Origin of the sequence: Pseudomonas sp. PDM10 (assembly GCF_014852295.1) — a bacterium.
Classification (GTDB): domain Bacteria; phylum Pseudomonadota; class Gammaproteobacteria; order Pseudomonadales; family Pseudomonadaceae; genus Aquipseudomonas.
Window position 1 is genome coordinate 242,828 of sequence record NZ_JACVBJ010000002.1, and the last position, 17,867, is coordinate 260,694.

Below are 17,867 nucleotides of genomic sequence, written 5' to 3' on the forward strand. Positions count from 1 at the left end.
ATGTAGCAGCTGCCGAGCAGCGTGAGGCTGCGTTCGGCGCATCTGAAAGTCGAAATCCCTTGCTCCGTTGAAACTCAATCCAAATGGAGAGCGAAGAGGCCGGCATAGCTTGCATCTGCTTTGACTGAACGGCCGCCATCGCGAGCAGGCTCGCTCCCACAGGTTTCGTGGTGTAGGCAGGATTTGCGGCTGGCTTCGATCCACTGTGGGAGCGAGGCTCGCGAAGAGGCCGGCCCTGAGTGGAACGGACCTCATTCACCCTGTCGGCCTCCGCCGACACCGTAATTTGTGTTTGCCTCGGGTTGTGTGGTCGACCAGCCAGCTGACTGGCGGTCCTTGCCAGAAAAAAGCCAAAAGAGTACAAATGTACTCCATGACGACTTTAACTCCCCGCCGTACCGCCATCCTGACCTTTATCCGCGATCGAATCGCCGAGCAGGGCCAGTCCCCGAGCCTCGCTGAAATCAGCGAGGCGTTCGGTTTCGCCTCCCGCAGCGTGGCGCGCAAGCATGTGCTGGCGCTGACCGAGGCCGGTTTTATCGAGGTCAATGCGCATCAGGCCCGGGGCATTCGTTTGCTCGGGCAACCGGCGCGGCCCGAGTTGCTGGACATTCCGGTACTCGGTCGGGTGGCGGCGGGGGCGCCGATCGGTGCCGATGCCGAGGTTCACAGCCGCTTGCTGCTCGACCCGTCGATCTTCTCGCGGGTGCCGGATTACATGCTGCGGGTCCAGGGTGACTCGATGATCGAGGACGGCATTCTCGACGGCGACCTGGTGGGCGTGCACCGCAATCCCGAGGCGGTCAACGGCCAGATCGTCGTTGCGCGACTCGACGGGGAAGTCACCATCAAACGTTTCGAGCGGGTCGGGGAGAGTGTCCGATTGCTGCCACGCAATCCGGCCTACAAGCCGATCATCGTCGAAGCCAGTCAGGACCTGGCCATCGAAGGGGTGTTCTGCGGTCTGGTGAGGCAAGGGTGATGGGCGCCGTCGTTGCGCTGGATACGCTGTTCAATGGCGGCCAGGTCTGGAAGGGCCGGCCTGCGCCACCGGCTGTCAGCCCGCAACCCACCGGGCATGCCGCGCTGGATGCGGCGTTGCCCACCGGTGGCTGGCCGGAAGCGGCGCTGACCGAAATCCTTTTGGCCGGGCCGGGTGTTGGCGAGTTGCAACTGGTGTGGCCAGCGCTGGCGCGGTTGTCCGCCGCGGGCGAGCGCATCGTGCTGGTGGCGCCGCCTTACGTGCCCTATCCCCAGGCCTGGCAGAACGCCGGAGTCGATCTGCGTCAATTGTCGATCATCCAGGCCAGCGAGCGCGATGCCTTGTGGGCAGCGGAACAATGCCTGCGTTCGGGCAGTTGCGGCGCAGTGCTGTGCTGGCCGCACAAGGCCGATGACCGGGCGTTGCGGCGTTTGCAGGTGGCGGCGGAAACCGGCTCGACCCTGGCGTTTGCCTACCGCTCGATCAATGAGGCGATCAACCCTTCGCCCGCGGCACTGCGCATCGCCATCGATGCCAGGCCTGCGCAATTGCGCGTGCTCAAGTGCCGGGGCGGGTTGGCGCGTTCGGCGCCGATTGCCTTCCCCGTGGGACATTGAGGTTGCCATGCGCTGGGTGTGCATTCTCTTCCCGCAATTGGCGCTGGACGCGGTACTGCGTCAGCGCGCCGATCCCGATGAGCCGCTGGCGCTGCTGACCGGCCCGGCCCAGCGTCGGGTATTGCAAGCGGTCAACGCTTCGGCCCGGGCGCTGGGCTTGCGTCCGGGCCAGTCGATGACCGCCGCCCAGGCCTTGAGCAAAGGTTTTGTCACGGCTGAATACGACGCTGCCGAGATTGAGCACTGGCAGCAGTTTCTGGCCGCCTGGGCTTATCGATTCAGTTCACAAGTCAGCGTGCATTACCCGCGTGCGGTGGTGTTTGAAATCGAGTCCAGCCTGGGGTTGTTCGGCGCCTGGCCGCAATTCGAGGCGCGGTTGCGCGCCGAACTCGGCGAGTTGGGGTTTCGCCATCGGATTGTTGCCGCGCCCAACCCGGTGGCGGCACGGGTGCTGGCCAACGCTTATGACGGTCTGGTGGTGCCCGACGATCAAGCCTTGCAACATCACCTAGGGCAGTTGCCCATCGACCGGATCGGGCTGGAAACCAGCGTTGCCACTGCATTGTCGCGCATGGGGTTGCGCACCTTGAGCCAGGTTCAGGCGTTGCCTCGCCATAGTCTGGCCCGGCGTTTCGAGGCCCAGGTGCTCAAGCATCTGGACGCCTTGCTCGGGTTACGGCGGCTGGCGCTGGCGTTCTACTTGCCGCCGGACCGGTTCGATGTGCGCATCGAGCTCAACTTCGACGTGCAGTCCCATCAGGCGCTGCTGTTTCCGTTACGCCGGCTGACCGGTGACCTGTCGGCGTTTCTTTGCGGTCGGGACAGCGGCGTGCAGCGTTTCGACCTGCACCTGGAACACGTCGGCTTGCCGGACACCGTCATCAAGGTCGGCCTGCTCAGCGCCGAACGTGATCCGGCGATGCTCTTTGAACTGGCCCGGGGCCGGTTGGAGCAAGTCCAGGTCGAGGCCCCGGTGCGCGGTTTTCGCCTGCGCGCCGAAGACTTGCCGGCCTTCGTTCCCCAGTATCAGGAACTGTTCGACGACCGCCCGCAGCAGTCCTTGCCCTGGGAGCAACTGCGCGAACGCTTGCGCGCGCGGTTGGGGGATGACGCGGTGCAGGGCTTGCGGTTCCAGGCCGATCACCGGCCGGAATGCGCCTGGCAGGCCAGTGTCGACAGTCAGCGCTGTGCAGGGCTGCCTGCGGTGCAACGTCCGGGTTGGCTGCTGACTGAACCGCTGGCGGTGCACGAAGGTTCGGCGCGCATCCTGATGGGGCCGGAACGCATTGAGTCCGGTTGGTGGGACGGTGCCGATGTGCGCCGCGATTACTTCCTGATCGAAACCCGTTCCGGCCAGCAGGGCTGGGCCTATCGTGCGGTCGGCGAGGACGGCCCGTTGTGGCTGCAAGGCTGGTTCGCATGAGTGTCGACTATGCCGAGCTGCACTGCCTGTCGAACTTCAGTTTCCAGCGCGGTGCTTCCAGTGCCCTCGAACTCTTTCAGCGGGCGAAAAAGCAGGGCTATCAGGCCTTGGCGATCACCGATGAATGCACGCTGGCCGGTATCGTCCGCGCCTGGCAAGCGGCCAAAGCCGTGGAGCTGCCGCTGATTATCGGCAGCGAAATGCGCATCGAGAACGGTCCGAAACTGGTGTTGCTGGTGGAAAACCTTGAGGGTTACCAGACCCTGTGCCGACTGATTACCCGAGCGCGGCGCCGCACGCAGAAAGGCCAGTATCAAGTCCTGCGCGAGGACTTCAGTGAACCCTTGCCGGGGCTGTTGGCGTTGTGGGTGCCGGACGCGGTCGATGACGTCGAACAGGGCCACTGGCTGAAACAGACCTTCGTCGATTGCCTGTGGCTGGCCGTCCAGCTACATCGCGGCCAGGACGATACCCGACGGTTGGCTGCGCTGCTGACTCTGGCGGGCGAACTGCGAATTCCGGCAGTGGCCAGCGGTGATGTGCACATGCACGCTCGTGGGCGACGCGCTTTGCAGGACACCATGACAGCGATCCGTCATCACGTGCCGGTGGCGGAGGCCGGGTTGCGTCTTCATCCCAATGGCGAGCGGCATGTGCGCAGTCTTGAGGCTCTGCAATCGATCTACCCGCAAACACTGCTCGACGAAACGCTGAACATCGCCCGGCGCTGCACCTTCGACCTTGGTCAGTTGCGTTATCAATATCCCCGGGAGTTGGTCCCTGAAGGCCAGACAGCCACATCCTGGCTGCGTCATTTGACCGAGGAGGGCATCGCGTGGCGCTGGCCAAAAGGCCCGCAGGCCAAGGTGCTGACGCAGATCGACAAGGAGCTGGAGCTGATCGCCGAGCTGGGCTACGAAAGCTATTTCCTGACGGTTCATGACATTGTGCGATTCGCCCGTGAGCAAAAAATCCTGTGTCAGGGCCGTGGTTCGGCGGCCAACTCGGCGGTGTGCTTTGCCTTGGGCATCACGGAAATCGATCCGGATCGCACCACGCTGTTGTTCGAGCGCTTTCTCTCCAAGGAGCGCAACGAACCGCCGGATATCGACGTCGATTTCGAGCATGAACGCCGCGAAGAAGTGCTGCAGTACGTGTTCCAGCGTTATGGCCGGACCCGTGCGGCGCTGACGGCGGTGGTCAGCACGTATCACGCGGCCGGCGCGGTGCGTGATGTGGCCAAGGCCCTGGGTTTGCCGCCGGATCAGATCAACGCCCTGGCCGATTGCTGTGGCCACTGGAGTGATGAAACACCGCCGGTGGAGCGCCTGCTTGAAGGCGGGTTCGATCCCGAGAGCCCGGTGCTGCGCCGGGTGCTGAGCCTGACGGGGCAGCTGATCGGTTTCCCCCGACACCTGTCCCAGCACCCCGGCGGTTTCGTGATTTCCGAGCAGCCTCTGGACAGCCTGGTCCCGGTGGAAAACGCCGCCATGGCCGAGCGCACCATCATCCAGTGGGACAAGGACGACCTCGATGCCGTCGGGCTGCTCAAGGTGGATATCCTGGCGTTGGGCATGCTCAGTGCGATCCGCCGCTGTTTCGATCTGTTGCGCCGTCATCGCCATCGGGACCTGAGCCTGGCGACGATCCCGGCCGAAGACTCGCAAACCTACGACATGATCGGTCGTGCCGACACCATCGGCGTGTTCCAGATCGAGTCCCGGGCGCAGATGTCGATGTTGCCGAGGCTCAAACCCCGGACCTTCTATGACCTGGTGATCGAGGTGGCGATCGTCCGTCCGGGGCCGATTCAGGGCGGGATGGTGCATCCGTACCTGCGACGCCGAAATAAGGAAGAACCCGAGGTCTATCCGTCCCCGGCACTGGAAACCGTGCTCAAGCGCACGTTGGGCGTGCCGCTGTTCCAGGAGCAGGTGATGCAGATTGCCATCGTCGCCGCCGACTACAGCCCCGGCGAGGCCGATCAGTTGCGCCGCTCCATGGCGGCCTGGAAACGCCACGGCGGGCTGGAACCGCACAAGGATCGCCTGGCCGCCGGGATGAAGAAAAACGGCTACACGGCCGAGTTTGCCGCGCAAATCTTCGAGCAGATCAAAGGCTTCGGCAGTTATGGTTTTCCCGAGTCCCACGCCGCCAGTTTCGCCTTGTTGACCTACGCCAGTTGCTGGTTGAAATGCCACGAGCCGGCGGCCTTCGCCTGTGCGCTGATCAACAGCTGGCCCATGGGTTTCTACAGCCCGGACCAGATTCTGCAGGACGCGCGCCGGCATCATTTGCAGATTCGCCCGGTGGACGTGCGCGCCAGTGACTGGGATTGCAGCCTCGAACCGATCATCGGTGCCCAGCCGGCGATTCGCATGGGGTTGCGGATGATCAAAGGCTTTCGCGAGGACGATGCCCGGCGCATCGAAGCTGCACGGTCGAAGGGGGCGTTTATCGACATTGCCGACCTCGGCGAACGGGCACGACTCGACGCCCGCGCCCAGGAGCAACTGGCTGATGCCGGTGCGCTGCGCGGCCTGGCCGGTGACCGTCATCGGGCGCGCTGGGAAGTGGCGGGAGTGCAGAAACAGCTCGGCTTGTTTGCCGGTCTGCCGAGTCAGGAGGAGGGCGCGGTGTCGTTGCCCAAACCCACCGTCGGCGAGGACCTGCTGGCCGATTACAACAGTGTCGGCACCACGCTCGGTCCGCATCCGCTGGCTCTATTGCGGGGTGAATTGAAAGCCCGGCGCTGCCGCAGTTCGAAGGAGCTGCTGGAGGTCGAGCATGGACGACCGGTCAGCGTCGCCGGGCTGGTGACCGGCCGACAACGCCCGGGCACCGCCAGTGGTGTGACCTTTGTCACCCTTGAAGATGAGTTCGGCAACGTCAACGTCATTGTCTGGCGCGACCTGGCCGACCGGCAGCGCCAGGTGTTGGTGGGCTCGCAATTGCTCAAGGTCGACGGGCGCTGGGAAAAGGAAGGCGAAGTGCGGCATTTGATTGCCGGACGGTTGAGCGACCTGAGCCCATTGCTCGACGGCATCAGCGTACGCAGCCGGGATTTCCGCTGAACCCGACCTGACCGTTCCCACGCTCTGCGTGGTAACGCCTCCCGTGACGCTCTGCGTCACAGCGGACGCGGAGCGTCCGTGGCTGCATTCCCACGCAGAGCGTGGGAACGATCGCGCGAGCCAATGCGTTGATGCCCGAATAATTTAATACTGTCTTCGATAGTGGCACTTTGGCATAATGCCGGCCGCCGACGTCCCGCACGTCGATTGTCGATTTGATTCCCCTCTCGCTTTTTCGCCGCTGCAACCCGCAGTGGCCAGCTATTGCCGTGTCGGGATAAACCGTTTTTCAAAAGGAATGCGCAGTGAGAATGATCTCTCGGATGTTGGTATCGGCGGCAGCGATTGCCCTCTTCGGCGCGATGGCCGGGTGTGCGACCGAAAGCTCGCGCGCCTTGCCGGTAGAAAAGGTCGAAAGCGCCAGCCTCGCTTATGCCGGCGTTCGCGTACCCATGGCGGTCGGCAAGTTCGACAACCGTTCGAGCTACATGCGCGGGATCTTTTCCGACGGTGTGGATCGCCTCGGCGGTCAGGCCAAGACCATCCTGATCACTCACTTGCAGCAAACCAACCGCTTCAGCGTGCTGGATCGCGACAACATGGACGAAATCCAGCAGGAGGCCGCGATCAAGGGCCAGTCCCAGCGCCTCAAGGGGGCTGACTTTGTGGTCACCGGTGATGTCACCGAGTTCGGCCGCAAAGAGACTGGCGATCACCAGTTGTTCGGCATTCTCGGTCGCGGCAAGACCCAGGTGGCCTACGCCAAGGTCAACCTGAACATCGTCAACATCAGCACGTCCGAAGTGGTTTATTCGACTCAGGGCGCGGGCGAATACGCCTTGTCCAACCGCGAAGTCATCGGCTTTGGCGGCACCGCTGCCTACGACTCGACCCTCAACGGCAAAGTGCTCGACCTGGCCATGCGCGAGGCGATCAATCGTCTGGTGGACGGCATGAATGCCGGTGCATGGAAACCGCACAACTGATCAAAGTCGATGACAAGGAGCGGTACAAGCATGTTCAAGATTTATGCGAAATGGGCGCTGATGGCGTCGACCGTGCTGGTCAGTGGCCTGTTGGCCGGCTGCAACAGCGGCCCGAAAACCCTTTACCAGTGGGAAAGCTACCAGCCGGAAGTCTATGAGTACTTCAAGGGTGAAGAACCCAAGGAAGCTCAGGCCGAAGCGCTGGAGCGCGACCTGCAGAAGATCAGGTCCACCGGCAATACTCCGCCGCCTGGCTACCACGCTCACTTGGGGCTGTTGTACCTGAGCATGGGCAAGGATGATCAGATGGTGCAGCAATTCAGAACCGAGAAGACGTTGTTCCCCGAGTCGACGCCGTACATGGATTTTTTGCTTAAAAACGCCAAGACCGGAGACATCCAATGATCGCGCGCTCATTGAAACTGATGGCCGGGCTACTGGCTCTGGCGGTACTCGGCGGTTGCGTCAGCCCCAAGACCGTGGACTATTCGGCCTACAAGCAAAGTCGTCCAAAAACCATTCTGGTGCTGCCGCCGCTGAACAACTCGCCGGACGTCAAGGCGTCCTACAGCCTGTTGTCGCAGGTCACGTACCCATTGGCTGAAGCCGGTTACTACGTGCTGCCGATCGCTCTGGTCGATGAGACGTTCCGCCAGAATGGCTTGACCACACCGGCGGATATCCATCAGGCACCGGCCAACAAACTGCAAGAAATCTTCGGTGCCGATGCTGCGCTGTACATCACTGTGACGGACTACGGCACTCGCTACATGATCATCAACAGTGAAACCGTGGTGACGGCCAGCGCGAAACTGGTGGACCTCAAGAGCGGCACCACCCTGTGGACCGGCTCGGCTCGGGCTTCGAGCGAGGAGGGCGGTAACAATGGTGGCGGTGGTTTGGTTGGCATGCTGATTACGGCGGCGGTGAAGCAAGTGATCAACAGTTCCACCGATGCCGGTCACCCGATTGCCGGTGTGACCAGTGCACGGCTGCTATCGGCAGGACAACCAGCAGGGTTGCTGTACGGGCCGCGTTCGCCGAAATACGGCACTGATTGAGATTGTTTTCACGCTCACGGGCCACCCCTCACCCTAACCCTCTCCCCAGGGGGAGAGGGGACTGACCGAGGTGTGTGGCGAAATTCATCGACCTGTTAAATCGGGTCGATTATGGATTCAAAACAAAATACTCAGGTCGCCGTATACCGTGAGATACCCACGACCAGTCCCCTCTCCCTCTGGGAGAGGGTTAGGGTGAGGGGGGATCTACCTGACACAGCACAAGTCTCACTTACTCAGCGGCCAAAACCGCTTGCCACCCCCCGGCGCCTCCGTCCACGCCTGCAACGAGCGTGTCGGCAAATCAAAATAATCGCGTGCGCGCGCATACCCATGCCCCCCATCCGCCCAATCGCATCGAGCCCGAGTTGATCGATATACAAGGTTTTCGGATCGATCAATTCATCCCGTACATGCGCCATCAACACTTCGCCAAAGATAATCTCCCGTGAGTTCCACATCAAACTCGCGTAAAGCCTGAACAACCCGGTGTTGCTGGACTGGTTCCGCAAGCTGATTTCCCGCGCCTCGCTGTACGCCGCCGCGCTGAATGACGACAGTCACGAAGCCTGCCGCGACGACGAACACCTGCGGCTGATCGAGTTCATCGAGGCGGGAAATCAGAGCGCCGCGATCGAACTGACCTGCATGCATTTGAATGGCATCGAGAAGGCGATTCTCGACGTCGCCGCCACGCTGAAAACCGGCTACCACCCGCTCAAGCACCTGATCGAGGTTTGATGCTCAACACAGTGCGCTGCTCGGCAGCTGCAATCTGCGAGTCCAGAATCAGCTAACCTCTATGAAACCATTGGCGACGGCGATGCTCGAAACAAACGGGCACGCGCCGTCCTCATGCCGTTGCGATCCCTTAAGCCAGTCATCTACAGGGATACAGAATCAGTCGATGCAGTTTCTAGACGATAGCCATGGGTGTGCAGGCTGGAACGGTGAAATGGCCGGGCGCATCCGCGCGTTCGACTGGAGCCTGACTGAGCTTGGGAACATGGACACCTGGCCCAGAAGCTTGTGTAGCGCGGTGCAGTTGATGCTCGCGTCCCCATTGCCGATGGTGATGCTGTGGGGCCGACCGGGTTACATGATCTATAACGATGCGTACTCCAAATTTGCTGGTGGCCGCCATCCTTACCTGTTGGGTTCTCCGGTGGAGCTGGGCTGGCCGGAAGTCGCCGAATTCAATCGGCATGTGGTCGACACCTGCCTGGCCGGCGGCACCTTGTCCTATCGCAACAAAGTTCTGGAATTACTGCGCGACGGGGTTCCCGAAGATGTCTGGCTGGACCTCTATTACAGCCCGGTGGCGGATGATGACGGGAAACCGGCCGGGGTCATGGCGATGGTGGTCGAGACCACCGAACATGTGATTTCCGAACGCCGTCGTCAGGCCGCCGAGGACGCCTATCACGCCGACAACGAACGGGTGCGCCTGGCGCTCAATGCCGGGGCTTTGCTCGGCTCGTTCGTCTGGGACATCAAGGACAATGTGCTCTCCGGTGATGAGCGTTTTGCCCGCACCTTTTCCTACCCGCCGGAGCAAAACCTGGCCGACCTGCCAATGGACATCGCCGCAGCTCGGATCCATCCCGATGACCGCAGTTGGGTGCAGGAGCAGATCGATCAATCCGTGGAAACCGGCGAACCGTTTAACGCCGAGTATCGAGTCCTGCGCCCGGATGGCAGTTATCTGTGGGTGCTGGCGAGTGGTGGCTGCGAGTTCAACGAGCAGGGCGAACCGTTCCGTTTTCCCGGGGTGTTGATCGATATCCACGAACGCAAGAGCGCCGAAGAATCCCTGCTCAAGTTCACCCGCAACCTGGAGCAACGTGTTGCCGACGAAGTCGAAGCGCGACTGGCTGCTGAAGAACAATTGCGTCAATCGCAGAAACTCGAAGCCATCGGCGGCCTCACCGGCGGCGTGGCCCATGACTTCAACAACCTGTTGCAGGTGATCGCTGGCAACCTGCACTTGCTGGCGCGGCATGAACCGGACAACGCCAATGTGCAGCGCCGGGTCAGCGCTTCGATTGCCGCGGTCGAACGTGGCGCCAAACTGTCTTCGCAATTGCTCGCGTTCGCCCGTCGTCAGCCCTTGTCGCCAGCGGTCTGCGATCTGCGGCAGGTCTTCGATGGGCTCGGGGAGTTGTTGCAGCGGGCGCTGGGGGAAACCATCCAGATCAATGTCAACGCGGCCGAAACCCTTTGGCGTATCTACGTGGACCGCAATCAACTGGAAAACGCCATCCTCAATCTGGCGATCAATGCCCGTGACGCCATGAACGGCGAGGGGACCATTGACCTGAGCGCCGAGAACATTGCCCTTGATAGCAAGTTTTGTGCAGGCAAGGGCATCGTCGCCGGCGACTATGTCTGTGTAGCGGTGGCTGACAAGGGTATCGGCATGTCGCCGCAAGTACTCGCCCAGGCTTTCGAGCCGTTTTTTACCACCAAGGCCGATGGCCAGGGCACGGGGCTGGGCCTGAGCATGGTGTTCGGTTTCGTCAAGCAGAGTGGCGGGCATATCGAGATTTCCAGTGTGGTCGGGCAGGGCACGCGGGTGCAGCTGTATTTCCCTCGTAGCCTGCGCCCGATGCTCAACGAAACGACACGTCATGACCCGCAACAGCGAGGCGGACACGAAACCATTCTGGTGGTCGAGGACAACGAGGCGGTGCGCAGCTCAGCGGTGGAGTTGCTGAGTGAAGAAGGTTATCGAGTGCTGACGGCGGCCAACGGTGACGTCGCGATGCAGATGTTGCTGGAGGGCGCCGTGGTAGACCTGATTTTCACCGACGTGGTCATGCCCGGCCTGATCAAAAGCGCGGACCTGGCCGCCTGGGCCAAGGTGCAGACGCCGCCGGTGGCCGTGCTGTTCACCTCGGGCCACACCCGTGACATTATCTCGCGCAATCACCAGCTCAGCCCTGATACTTATTTGCTAAGCAAACCCTATGGTCCCCAGGCGCTGACCCATATGGTGCGCACCGTTCTCAACGGCTAACCCGATCCAATGTGGGAGTGAGCCTGCTCCGGGCGGCGTTCCGACGATGGCGGTCTGTCAGTTACATTGATGTTGTATGTGCCACCGTCATCGCGAGCAGGCTCGCTCCCACATTGGGTCGGTGTTTTCAGCTAGCTAATTTAAGGCCCTCCATGACGTCCAAGCGCACTTCCAATCCTCCTTCCGGCATGGTCAGGGTGCGCGGCGCCCGGGAACACAATCTCAAAAACGTCGATGTCGATATCCCCCGGGATGCCCTGGTGGTGTTCACTGGCGTGTCCGGTTCGGGGAAATCGTCGTTAGCGTTCTCGACCCTCTACGCCGAAGCGCAACGCCGCTATTTCGAGTCCGTGGCGCCTTATGCGCGGCGTCTGATCGATCAGGTCGGCGTGCCGGACGTCGACTCCATCGAAGGCTTGCCACCGGCGGTGGCGCTCCAGCAACAACGGGGCACACCAAGCACGCGCTCTTCGGTGGGCAGCGTGACGACGTTGTCGAGCCTGATCCGCATGCTGTACTCCCGGGCCGGCAGTTATCCATCGGGGCAACCGATGCTCTATGCGGAAGACTTTTCGCCCAACACGCCCCAGGGCGCGTGCGCCGAATGTCATGGGTTGGGGCGGGTGTATGAAGTCACCGAAGCGTCGATGGTGCCGGACCCGAGCCTGACCATTCGCCAGCGCGCGGTCGCCTCCTGGCCCACCGCCTGGCAGGGACAGAACCTGCGCGACATTCTGGTGACGATGGGTTACGACGTCGATAAACCCTGGCGCGATCTGCCGAAAAAACTGCGCGACTGGATTCTTTTCACTGAAGAAACACCTACGGTGCCGGTGTATGCCGGGCTCACCCCCGAAGAAACCAGAGTCGCGCTCAAACGCAACATGGAACCGAGTTACCAGGGCACGTTCACCGGCGCCCGGCGCTACATCCTGCACACCTTCAGCCATTCCCAAAGCGCGCTGATGAAGAAGCGCGTCTCGCAATTCATGCTCGGCAGCCCGTGCCCGTTGTGCGACGGCAAACGGCTCAAGCGCGAGGCGTTGTCGGTAACCTTTGCCGGTTACGACATCGGCGAACTGTCGCAGATGCCGTTGCTGCAAGTGGCCGAAGTCTTGAAACCAGTCGCCGCTCACAGCTACCTCGAACAGGCCGAGGCGGCGGGTGAGGTATTGACGCACGACCAGACCCGCGAAGCCCGCGAGCAACGAGTGGCCCACGGTGCCAGTGGTCACGCCAACGCGCCGGATGTACGCCACACACCGAACCTGTCGGTGGAGAAACGCCTGGCCGCGCAACGGATAGCTCAGGATTTGTTGGAGCGGGTCAGTACGTTGACCGATCTGGGGCTCGGTTACCTGGCGCTGGAACGCAGCACGCCGACGCTGTCGTCCGGTGAGTTGCAGCGTCTGCGCCTGGCGACGCAATTGGGTTCGCAGTTGTTCGGGGTGATTTACGTGCTGGATGAACCGTCGGCCGGCCTGCACCCGGCGGATGGCGAAGCGCTGTTCGAAGCCCTGCAACGCTTGAAAATTGCTGGCAACACCCTGTTTGTGGTCGAGCATGATCTGGAAACCATGCGCCGCGCCGATTGGTTGATCGACGTAGGCCCGGCGGCCGGCGAGCAGGGTGGCCGAATTCTGTACAGCGGGCCACCGCCAGGGCTGGCCGAGATAACGAACTCGCAGACGCGCGCTTATCTGTTCGCCGAGCAGGTCACCCAATCGCGTGTCAGCCGAAAGCCGGCCGATTGGTTGCGGCTCGAAGGCATCACCCGCAACAACCTGAACAACCTCAGTGCCGAGTTTCCACTGGGCTGTTTCACCTCGGTGACCGGTGTCTCGGGCTCCGGTAAATCCAGCCTGGTCAGTCAGGCGTTGCTCGAGCTGATAGGCGCCCATCTAGGGCGGGCGGTGAGTGATAGCGAGCCCGAGGAGTTGAGTCTTGAGGACGACGCACCGCAAGTCAGCGGCGGTCAGGTCACGGCGGGGCTGGCGTCGATCAAGCGCCTGGTGCAAGTCGATCAGAAACCCATCGGCCGCACACCGCGCTCGAACCTGGCGACCTACACCGGGCTCTTCGACAACGTACGCAAACTGTACGCCGCCACGCCTGAAGCCCGGGCCGAGGGTTACGACGCGGGCCAGTTTTCCTTCAACGTCGCCAAGGGCCGTTGCCTGACGTGCGAAGGTGAAGGCTTTGTCAGCGTCGAGTTGCTGTTCATGCCCAGCGTCTATGCACCGTGCTCGACCTGCCATGGCGCGCGCTACAACCCCGAGACGCTGGCAATCATCTGGCAAGGGTTGAACATCGCCCAGGTGCTGCAACTGACGGTGGACGAGGCGGTCACGGTGTTTGCCGAGCAACCGGGTATTCGCCGCTCGCTGGAGGTGCTGCGCGATATCGGCCTGGGTTACCTGCGCCTCGGCCAGCCGGCGACCGAGCTGTCGGGCGGTGAAGCCCAGCGGATCAAACTGGCCACCGAACTGCAACGCAACCAGCGAGGGGCAACCCTGTATGTGCTCGACGAGCCCACCACCGGTTTGCACCCAAGGGATGTCGATCGCTTGCTCGAACAGTTGAATACGCTGGTGACGGCGGGGCATACGGTGATCGTCGTCGAACATGAAATGCGCGTGGTGGCCCAGAGTGACTGGGTGATCGACATCGGCCCGGGGGCGGGGGATCAGGGCGGGAAGATTGTTATTGCAGGCACACCGCAGAAGGTCGCCAAGAGTAAAAAGAGCCGGACGGCGCCGTTTTTGGCCAGAGTTCTTGGCACGGCTTGAATTCGTGGTGTTCTTGCGGTCCTCATCGCGGGCAAGCCCGCTCCCACAGGATTTGTGAACGACTCAGTTCCTGTGGGAGCGGGCTTGCCCGCGATGGCAATTTGTCAGGCCCGGTCTAAAGTTCGCCGCACCTTGTCCTTAAAATACAAAACGCCCGATGCGGTGCATCGGGCGCTGAGTTAAAACAGGTGTAAACCTTTTCAGGACTGGACAGGTTCATTTGTCTGGATGAGCAGCCTGGAGTTTTTTCGCCATATCCAGATGCTTCTCCAGCGTCGGCAGCATTTTTTGCGCGAAACCTTTCAGCTCCGTGGCGCCTTTGCTTCTGTCGTCCGTCACGGTGTTGGCTTCTTTCTTGAACAGCGAAAGGGTGTCTTCATGGGCCTTCACCTGATTGTTGGCGTAGGCCGCATCGAAAGATTCATCGCGCAAGTCGAGGATTTTCTCTTTCGCTTGTTTGACCAGCGTCGTGCTGTCCGGCACCTTGATGTCATGCTTTTTCGCCAGCGCCGCCAGTTCATCGTTGGCCTTGGAATGGTCGGTGATCATCATGTTGGCGAATGCCTTGATGTCCGCCGATGAGCTTTTTTCCAGGGCCAATCGGCTCGTTTCGACTTCCGCGATACCGCCCGCGGCCGCGCTGTCGACGAAGTCTTTGGAAGTAGCAGCGAGCGCCGTGCCCATGCTGGTGCTCAAGGCAACAGCCAAACTGAGGTGGCGCAGGGTAAATCCGTCCATTGGTTATTCTCCACACAGGTTTTCATGGGCGATCGAGTGATCGTTAACGTGTGGAGGCCGACGAGCGGGCAAAGGTTTTATTGCGTTTGGGGCAGGGCGACGAACGGAAACCGCTGGTCTGATAGGCGGTCGACAGAACGGGCTAACCGAGGCCATTCTGGTACTTGGTGAACGCCATTGATCGCGTTTGCCTCCGATCAACAAACGGAGGTGTTCCATGCCGGTGATACACGACCTTTTACAGGATCTCAAAATTTCAAAGGAAGATATCCAGCAAAAACGCACCAAGGATCCGTTACTGGATTCACTGATCAACAAGTATTTGCAGGCGGATGCTGAGGTCTTAAAGGCTGAATCCGCCCAATCGGATGCGCCCAGCGATGACGCATTGAAGAAACTCAAGGAGAAGCGCGTGCAGGTTAAGCAAAAGATCGTTGATCGGCTCCTGATGCCGTCCTGACGCATTCTGTCTGGTCACCGACGATCGGTGATTGAAAAATTGGAACGGTGATAAATACCGGCACCTCGAATGTTCAGAGTCCGAATTGACGGCTCCATGCGAGGTGCCCCATGAATCCAAAATTCCCCAGCGAAGAGCAGGGCGGCTACGATCCCATCCCGACCCATCCCGAACCCCTGAGTCCAGGACGCACCACCCTCAATCCCGAAGATGAACCGGGCATCGACGAACTGCCCGACAATGAAGGCGTGCGCCCGCTGGACGAGGATGACTCCACCGCCATGGACCCTGAAAGGGTGCTTGAGGAAACGGATAATGCGGTGCGCGATGACGAAATGGATCCCCGCTAAACCCAAGCCCTTGTAGGAGCCGAGCTTGCTCGCGATGACGGCGGCAAAGTCAACATTAATGTGCCTGACAGATCGCCATCGCGAGCAAGCTCGGCTCCTACAGGTACAGGTTTTTTTGGTGTCTATTGCAATGCCTTGCTCAACGGTAACCGCGCCATGTGTCTGGCCTTCAACGATCCGAAATACAACCAATCCCCATACTCGCGAACGGTGGTGATCGGCGAATAGTTGTCGCTGCTACCGTCCTGCAGGTTGGCGATCACTTTGCCGTCCAGATCCAGGCCCAGCGCGAAGGCGCGTTTCTCCACCGGTTTGGGCAGGAAAGTCATGGCCCGCACGATCATCTTGCGCACGAAGGGATGCGGCGCGGTGGCATCGAGCAATGCGTTTCGCGGTGCATAGAGCGCCACCCAGAAGCGGTCGCGGCCATTGAACGCGAGGTTGTCCGGCAACCCTGGCAAGTTGTCGATGAATAGATCACGGGTGCCGGCTTTCGGCCCGCTCAGCCAGTAGCGACTGATGCGATAGGCTCCCGTTTCGTTGACCAACACAAAGGCATCGTCTGGGCCCAGGGTCACGCCGTTGGCGAATTCCAGCTTATCCAGCAGGACCTCGGTCTTGCCGGTCTGGAAGTCATAACGCAGCAAGCGGCCATCGCCGCCGTGCTCGATAATCGCGTCGCCGTCACTGCCGTAGCCAAAGCGGCTGGAGGCATCACTGAAATAGGCGTAGTGCCCGGATTTGTCGATCGCCACGTCGTCGGTGAAACCGAAGGGCACGCTGTTGGCCGCCGTGGTCAATGGAATCAACCGGCCCTGGGCATCCAGTGACAGCAAGCCCTTGACCCCATCGGCAATCACCAGCAGACCGTTGGGATGACGGGCCAGGCCCAAGGGTCTGCCGCCCGTATCAGCCAGAATCCTGGTGACCTTGCCGTCGAGGCTGGTACGGATCAATCGGCCGTCATGCAAACCCGTGATGAGGACGTTTTCCTCCAGCAGTAACGCTTCCGGGCCGTCGATATCCGCGGCGCCGACGCGCTCCATGCCTTTGAGGCGCTGATTGTCGGCGTAGAGGCCGCTGGTGAGGGAGGGCGCCGGTGACGGTGTCCAGGCCACCGGTTGAACCTTGGTCGGCATCAGCAGCAGAAAGGCGCCGATGGCAACGACCACCAGCAACACCACATGGCGAAACTTGACGGTTCGACTCACGCGCTGACTCCTGCCGGGGCCCATTGTTTTTGCGCCATTTCGCGCAATGCCAGCATCGACGCTGCCGACTCACGATCGATGCGGCGCTTGAGCAGCAGTCGATTGGCAATGCGCATCGCCAGGCCGCTGAACCGATACTCCAGGGTGCGGACAAAGCGTGTGCCATCGCCCCGGGCCTCGCACTCGTAAGTCACCACCAAAGACAACCCGTGATCGTCATGGGCCCAGGCACTCCAGCGGCGTCCCGGCAGGTATTCGTTAACCTCCCAGTGCAAGTGTCCCTCACGCCCGCCCGCCTTGATGTCTTCCTCGAACCGCCCCCCGGCATGCAGCGGACCGCTCTGGCCATCGACCTTGAGGGACGAAGGATGCCACTCCGGCCAACGGGTCACGGTGCTGGCATAGGCGAGTACGTCAATCGGGTCTCCAGCAATGTCGATCTGATGTTGCATGCAGGTCATGGGCGTTCTCGTCGGGTGCAGGTCGATCGGCTCGGGTTCCCAATAGAGGGTGCCGAACAGGTAGTCCATCAGCGGAAAAACGATATTGAAATTGCGTTCCTGCATCAGCTCACGACGGTGATGCAGCTCATGCAGGCGGCGCATCTGGCGGATCCACGGCAACCGTGTGACGGGGTTCTCGGGTGGCAGGTGCTCGCAGGCATGGAACACTTCATAGGTCAGGTAGCCGAGGACCAGGCAGCCGCCGAACAACCCGGCGACGTTGGCATCGAACTGCTCAAGCAACCACCAGACGGGCAGGGTGATGACGACCGTGTGCAACACGATCAGCCAGGCTGGAAACAGAATCACCCGCCAGTCCCGGGCCGTGTCGTAGCTCATGTGGCCGGGGGCGAAAAAGCTGTGATGGTCGCCGGCATGGCGGGCGTAGAACATCCGCGCGAAGTTTTTTTTATGATGCCCCAAGTGCCGATGGACCCTGTACACGCCGAAGTTGAAAAACAACAACGTCAACGGCACCGCCAGCCATTCCAGTGGCTGTACCCGGTGTACGGTGCTCCAGAATCCGCCGATGGCCAGCACCCCGAACAGCAGCACAAAAGCGCCGTGCAGCCATGGGTTGTAGAGCGGATGAATAGCAGCGCGGTAGCGGGCGCGGAATGCTTCGGTGGTCTGCCTCACTGCAATCACCTGTCG

At 61.3% G+C, this 17,867-nt stretch carries 14 protein-coding genes and 2 pseudogenes; 12 read left to right on the top strand and 4 right to left on the bottom strand.

The genetic code is table 11. The features are described 5' to 3' along the window. The first annotated feature begins 364 nt into the window (after positions 1-364). From lexA to IB252_RS07715, 7 genes are all read left to right on the top strand, one after another. The gene (gene lexA, locus IB252_RS07685; RefSeq protein ID WP_192407920.1) at positions 365-982 is read left to right on the top strand and encodes a transcriptional repressor LexA; all 618 of its coding nucleotides are present in this window, start codon (positions 365-367) and stop codon (positions 980-982) included. Then, entirely contained in the window at positions 982-1,599 is a 618-nt protein-coding gene (gene imuA / locus IB252_RS07690) for a translesion DNA synthesis-associated protein ImuA (RefSeq protein ID WP_192407923.1), read from the top strand. The genes lexA and imuA overlap by 1 nt, the downstream gene beginning before the upstream one ends. Positions 1,600-1,606: 7 nt before the next feature. Next, entirely contained in the window at positions 1,607-3,022 is a 1,416-nt protein-coding gene (locus IB252_RS07695; protein WP_192407925.1) for a Y-family DNA polymerase, read from the top strand. Next, positions 2,998-6,096 carry an error-prone DNA polymerase gene (locus IB252_RS07700; protein ID WP_192407927.1) on the top strand — a complete coding sequence of 1,033 codons (3,099 nt, stop codon included), beginning with the start codon at positions 2,998-3,000 and terminating at the stop codon, positions 6,094-6,096. The genes IB252_RS07695 and IB252_RS07700 overlap by 25 nt, the downstream gene beginning before the upstream one ends. 311 nt (positions 6,097-6,407) lie before the next feature. Further along, complete coding sequence (locus tag IB252_RS07705; protein WP_165933960.1) at positions 6,408-7,082, top strand: CsgG/HfaB family protein; 675 nt, start codon at positions 6,408-6,410, stop codon at positions 7,080-7,082. Between the two features lie 60 nt (positions 7,083-7,142). Further along, a complete protein-coding gene (locus IB252_RS07710; protein WP_371922169.1) occupies positions 7,143-7,487 on the top strand; it encodes a DUF4810 domain-containing protein in 345 nt (114 codons plus the stop codon). Next, positions 7,484-8,143, top strand: coding sequence for a DUF799 domain-containing protein (locus IB252_RS07715; protein WP_192407929.1), 660 nt, complete (start codon positions 7,484-7,486; stop codon positions 8,141-8,143). Before IB252_RS07710 ends, IB252_RS07715 begins: the two co-directional genes overlap by 4 nt. Before the next feature lie 228 nt (positions 8,144-8,371). On the opposite strand, the pseudogene IB252_RS30095 reads toward IB252_RS07715, so the two are convergent. Next, positions 8,372-8,598 (bottom strand): annotated as a pseudogene (locus IB252_RS30095) (flavin reductase family protein); the annotation flags it as partial. Here IB252_RS30095 and IB252_RS07720 point away from each other — a divergent pair. From IB252_RS07720 to IB252_RS07730, 3 genes and pseudogenes are all read left to right on the top strand, one after another. Beyond that, positions 8,594-8,884: pseudogene (locus tag IB252_RS07720) on the top strand (FCD domain-containing protein); the annotation flags it as partial. The pseudogenes IB252_RS30095 and IB252_RS07720 sit on opposite strands and share 5 nt — an antisense overlap. A gap of 166 nt (positions 8,885-9,050) precedes the next feature. After that, entirely contained in the window at positions 9,051-11,162 is a 2,112-nt protein-coding gene (locus IB252_RS07725; protein WP_192407930.1) for a PAS domain-containing sensor histidine kinase, read from the top strand. Between the two features lie 152 nt (positions 11,163-11,314). After that, positions 11,315-13,951 (top strand): excinuclease ABC subunit UvrA, encoded by a 2,637-nt coding sequence (locus tag IB252_RS07730; protein ID WP_192407931.1) that lies wholly within the window; start codon positions 11,315-11,317, stop codon positions 13,949-13,951. A gap of 216 nt (positions 13,952-14,167) precedes the next feature. Here IB252_RS07730 and IB252_RS07735 read toward each other — a convergent pair whose 3' ends face one another. Then, entirely contained in the window at positions 14,168-14,689 is a 522-nt protein-coding gene (locus IB252_RS07735) for a DUF4142 domain-containing protein (protein WP_192407932.1), read from the bottom strand. 217 nt (positions 14,690-14,906) lie between these two features. On the opposite strand from IB252_RS07735, the gene IB252_RS07740 reads away from it, so the two are divergent. Next, positions 14,907-15,149 carry a hypothetical protein gene (locus IB252_RS07740; protein WP_192407933.1) on the top strand — a complete coding sequence of 81 codons (243 nt, stop codon included), beginning with the start codon at positions 14,907-14,909 and terminating at the stop codon, positions 15,147-15,149. A gap of 110 nt (positions 15,150-15,259) precedes the next feature. Beyond that, positions 15,260-15,499 (top strand): hypothetical protein, encoded by a 240-nt coding sequence (locus IB252_RS07745; protein ID WP_192407934.1) that lies wholly within the window; start codon positions 15,260-15,262, stop codon positions 15,497-15,499. Between the two features lie 122 nt (positions 15,500-15,621). Here IB252_RS07745 and IB252_RS07750 read toward each other — a convergent pair whose 3' ends face one another. Beyond that, positions 15,622-16,710 carry an SMP-30/gluconolactonase/LRE family protein gene (locus IB252_RS07750; protein ID WP_192407935.1) on the bottom strand — a complete coding sequence of 363 codons (1,089 nt, stop codon included), beginning with the start codon at positions 16,708-16,710 and terminating at the stop codon, positions 15,622-15,624. Further along, complete coding sequence (locus IB252_RS07755) at positions 16,707-17,852, bottom strand: SRPBCC family protein (RefSeq protein ID WP_192407936.1); 1,146 nt, start codon at positions 17,850-17,852, stop codon at positions 16,707-16,709. Before IB252_RS07755 ends, IB252_RS07750 begins: the two co-directional genes overlap by 4 nt. Positions 17,853-17,867 lie beyond the last annotated feature (15 nt).

Bases quoted from the DNA above. Each gene is read 5' to 3' on its own strand.
- IB252_RS07710 (WP_371922169.1), top strand. From the start codon at position 7,143: ATGGCGTCGACCGTGCTGGTCAGTGGCCTGTTGGCCGGCTGCAACAGC.
- IB252_RS07735 (WP_192407932.1), bottom strand. From the start codon at position 14,689: ATGGACGGATTTACCCTGCGCCACCTCAGTTTGGCTGTTGCCTTGAGC.
- IB252_RS07725 (WP_192407930.1), top strand. From the start codon at position 9,051: ATGCAGTTTCTAGACGATAGCCATGGGTGTGCAGGCTGGAACGGTGAA.
- imuA (WP_192407923.1), top strand. From the start codon at position 982: ATGGGCGCCGTCGTTGCGCTGGATACGCTGTTCAATGGCGGCCAGGTC.
- lexA (WP_192407920.1), top strand. From the start codon at position 365: ATGTACTCCATGACGACTTTAACTCCCCGCCGTACCGCCATCCTGACC.
- IB252_RS07745 (WP_192407934.1), top strand. From the start codon at position 15,260: ATGAATCCAAAATTCCCCAGCGAAGAGCAGGGCGGCTACGATCCCATC.
- IB252_RS07695 (WP_192407925.1), top strand. From the start codon at position 1,607: ATGCGCTGGGTGTGCATTCTCTTCCCGCAATTGGCGCTGGACGCGGTA.
- IB252_RS07730 (WP_192407931.1), top strand. From the start codon at position 11,315: ATGACGTCCAAGCGCACTTCCAATCCTCCTTCCGGCATGGTCAGGGTG.
- IB252_RS07715 (WP_192407929.1), top strand. From the start codon at position 7,484: ATGATCGCGCGCTCATTGAAACTGATGGCCGGGCTACTGGCTCTGGCG.
- IB252_RS07740 (WP_192407933.1), top strand. From the start codon at position 14,907: ATGCCGGTGATACACGACCTTTTACAGGATCTCAAAATTTCAAAGGAA.
- IB252_RS07705 (WP_165933960.1), top strand. From the start codon at position 6,408: ATGATCTCTCGGATGTTGGTATCGGCGGCAGCGATTGCCCTCTTCGGC.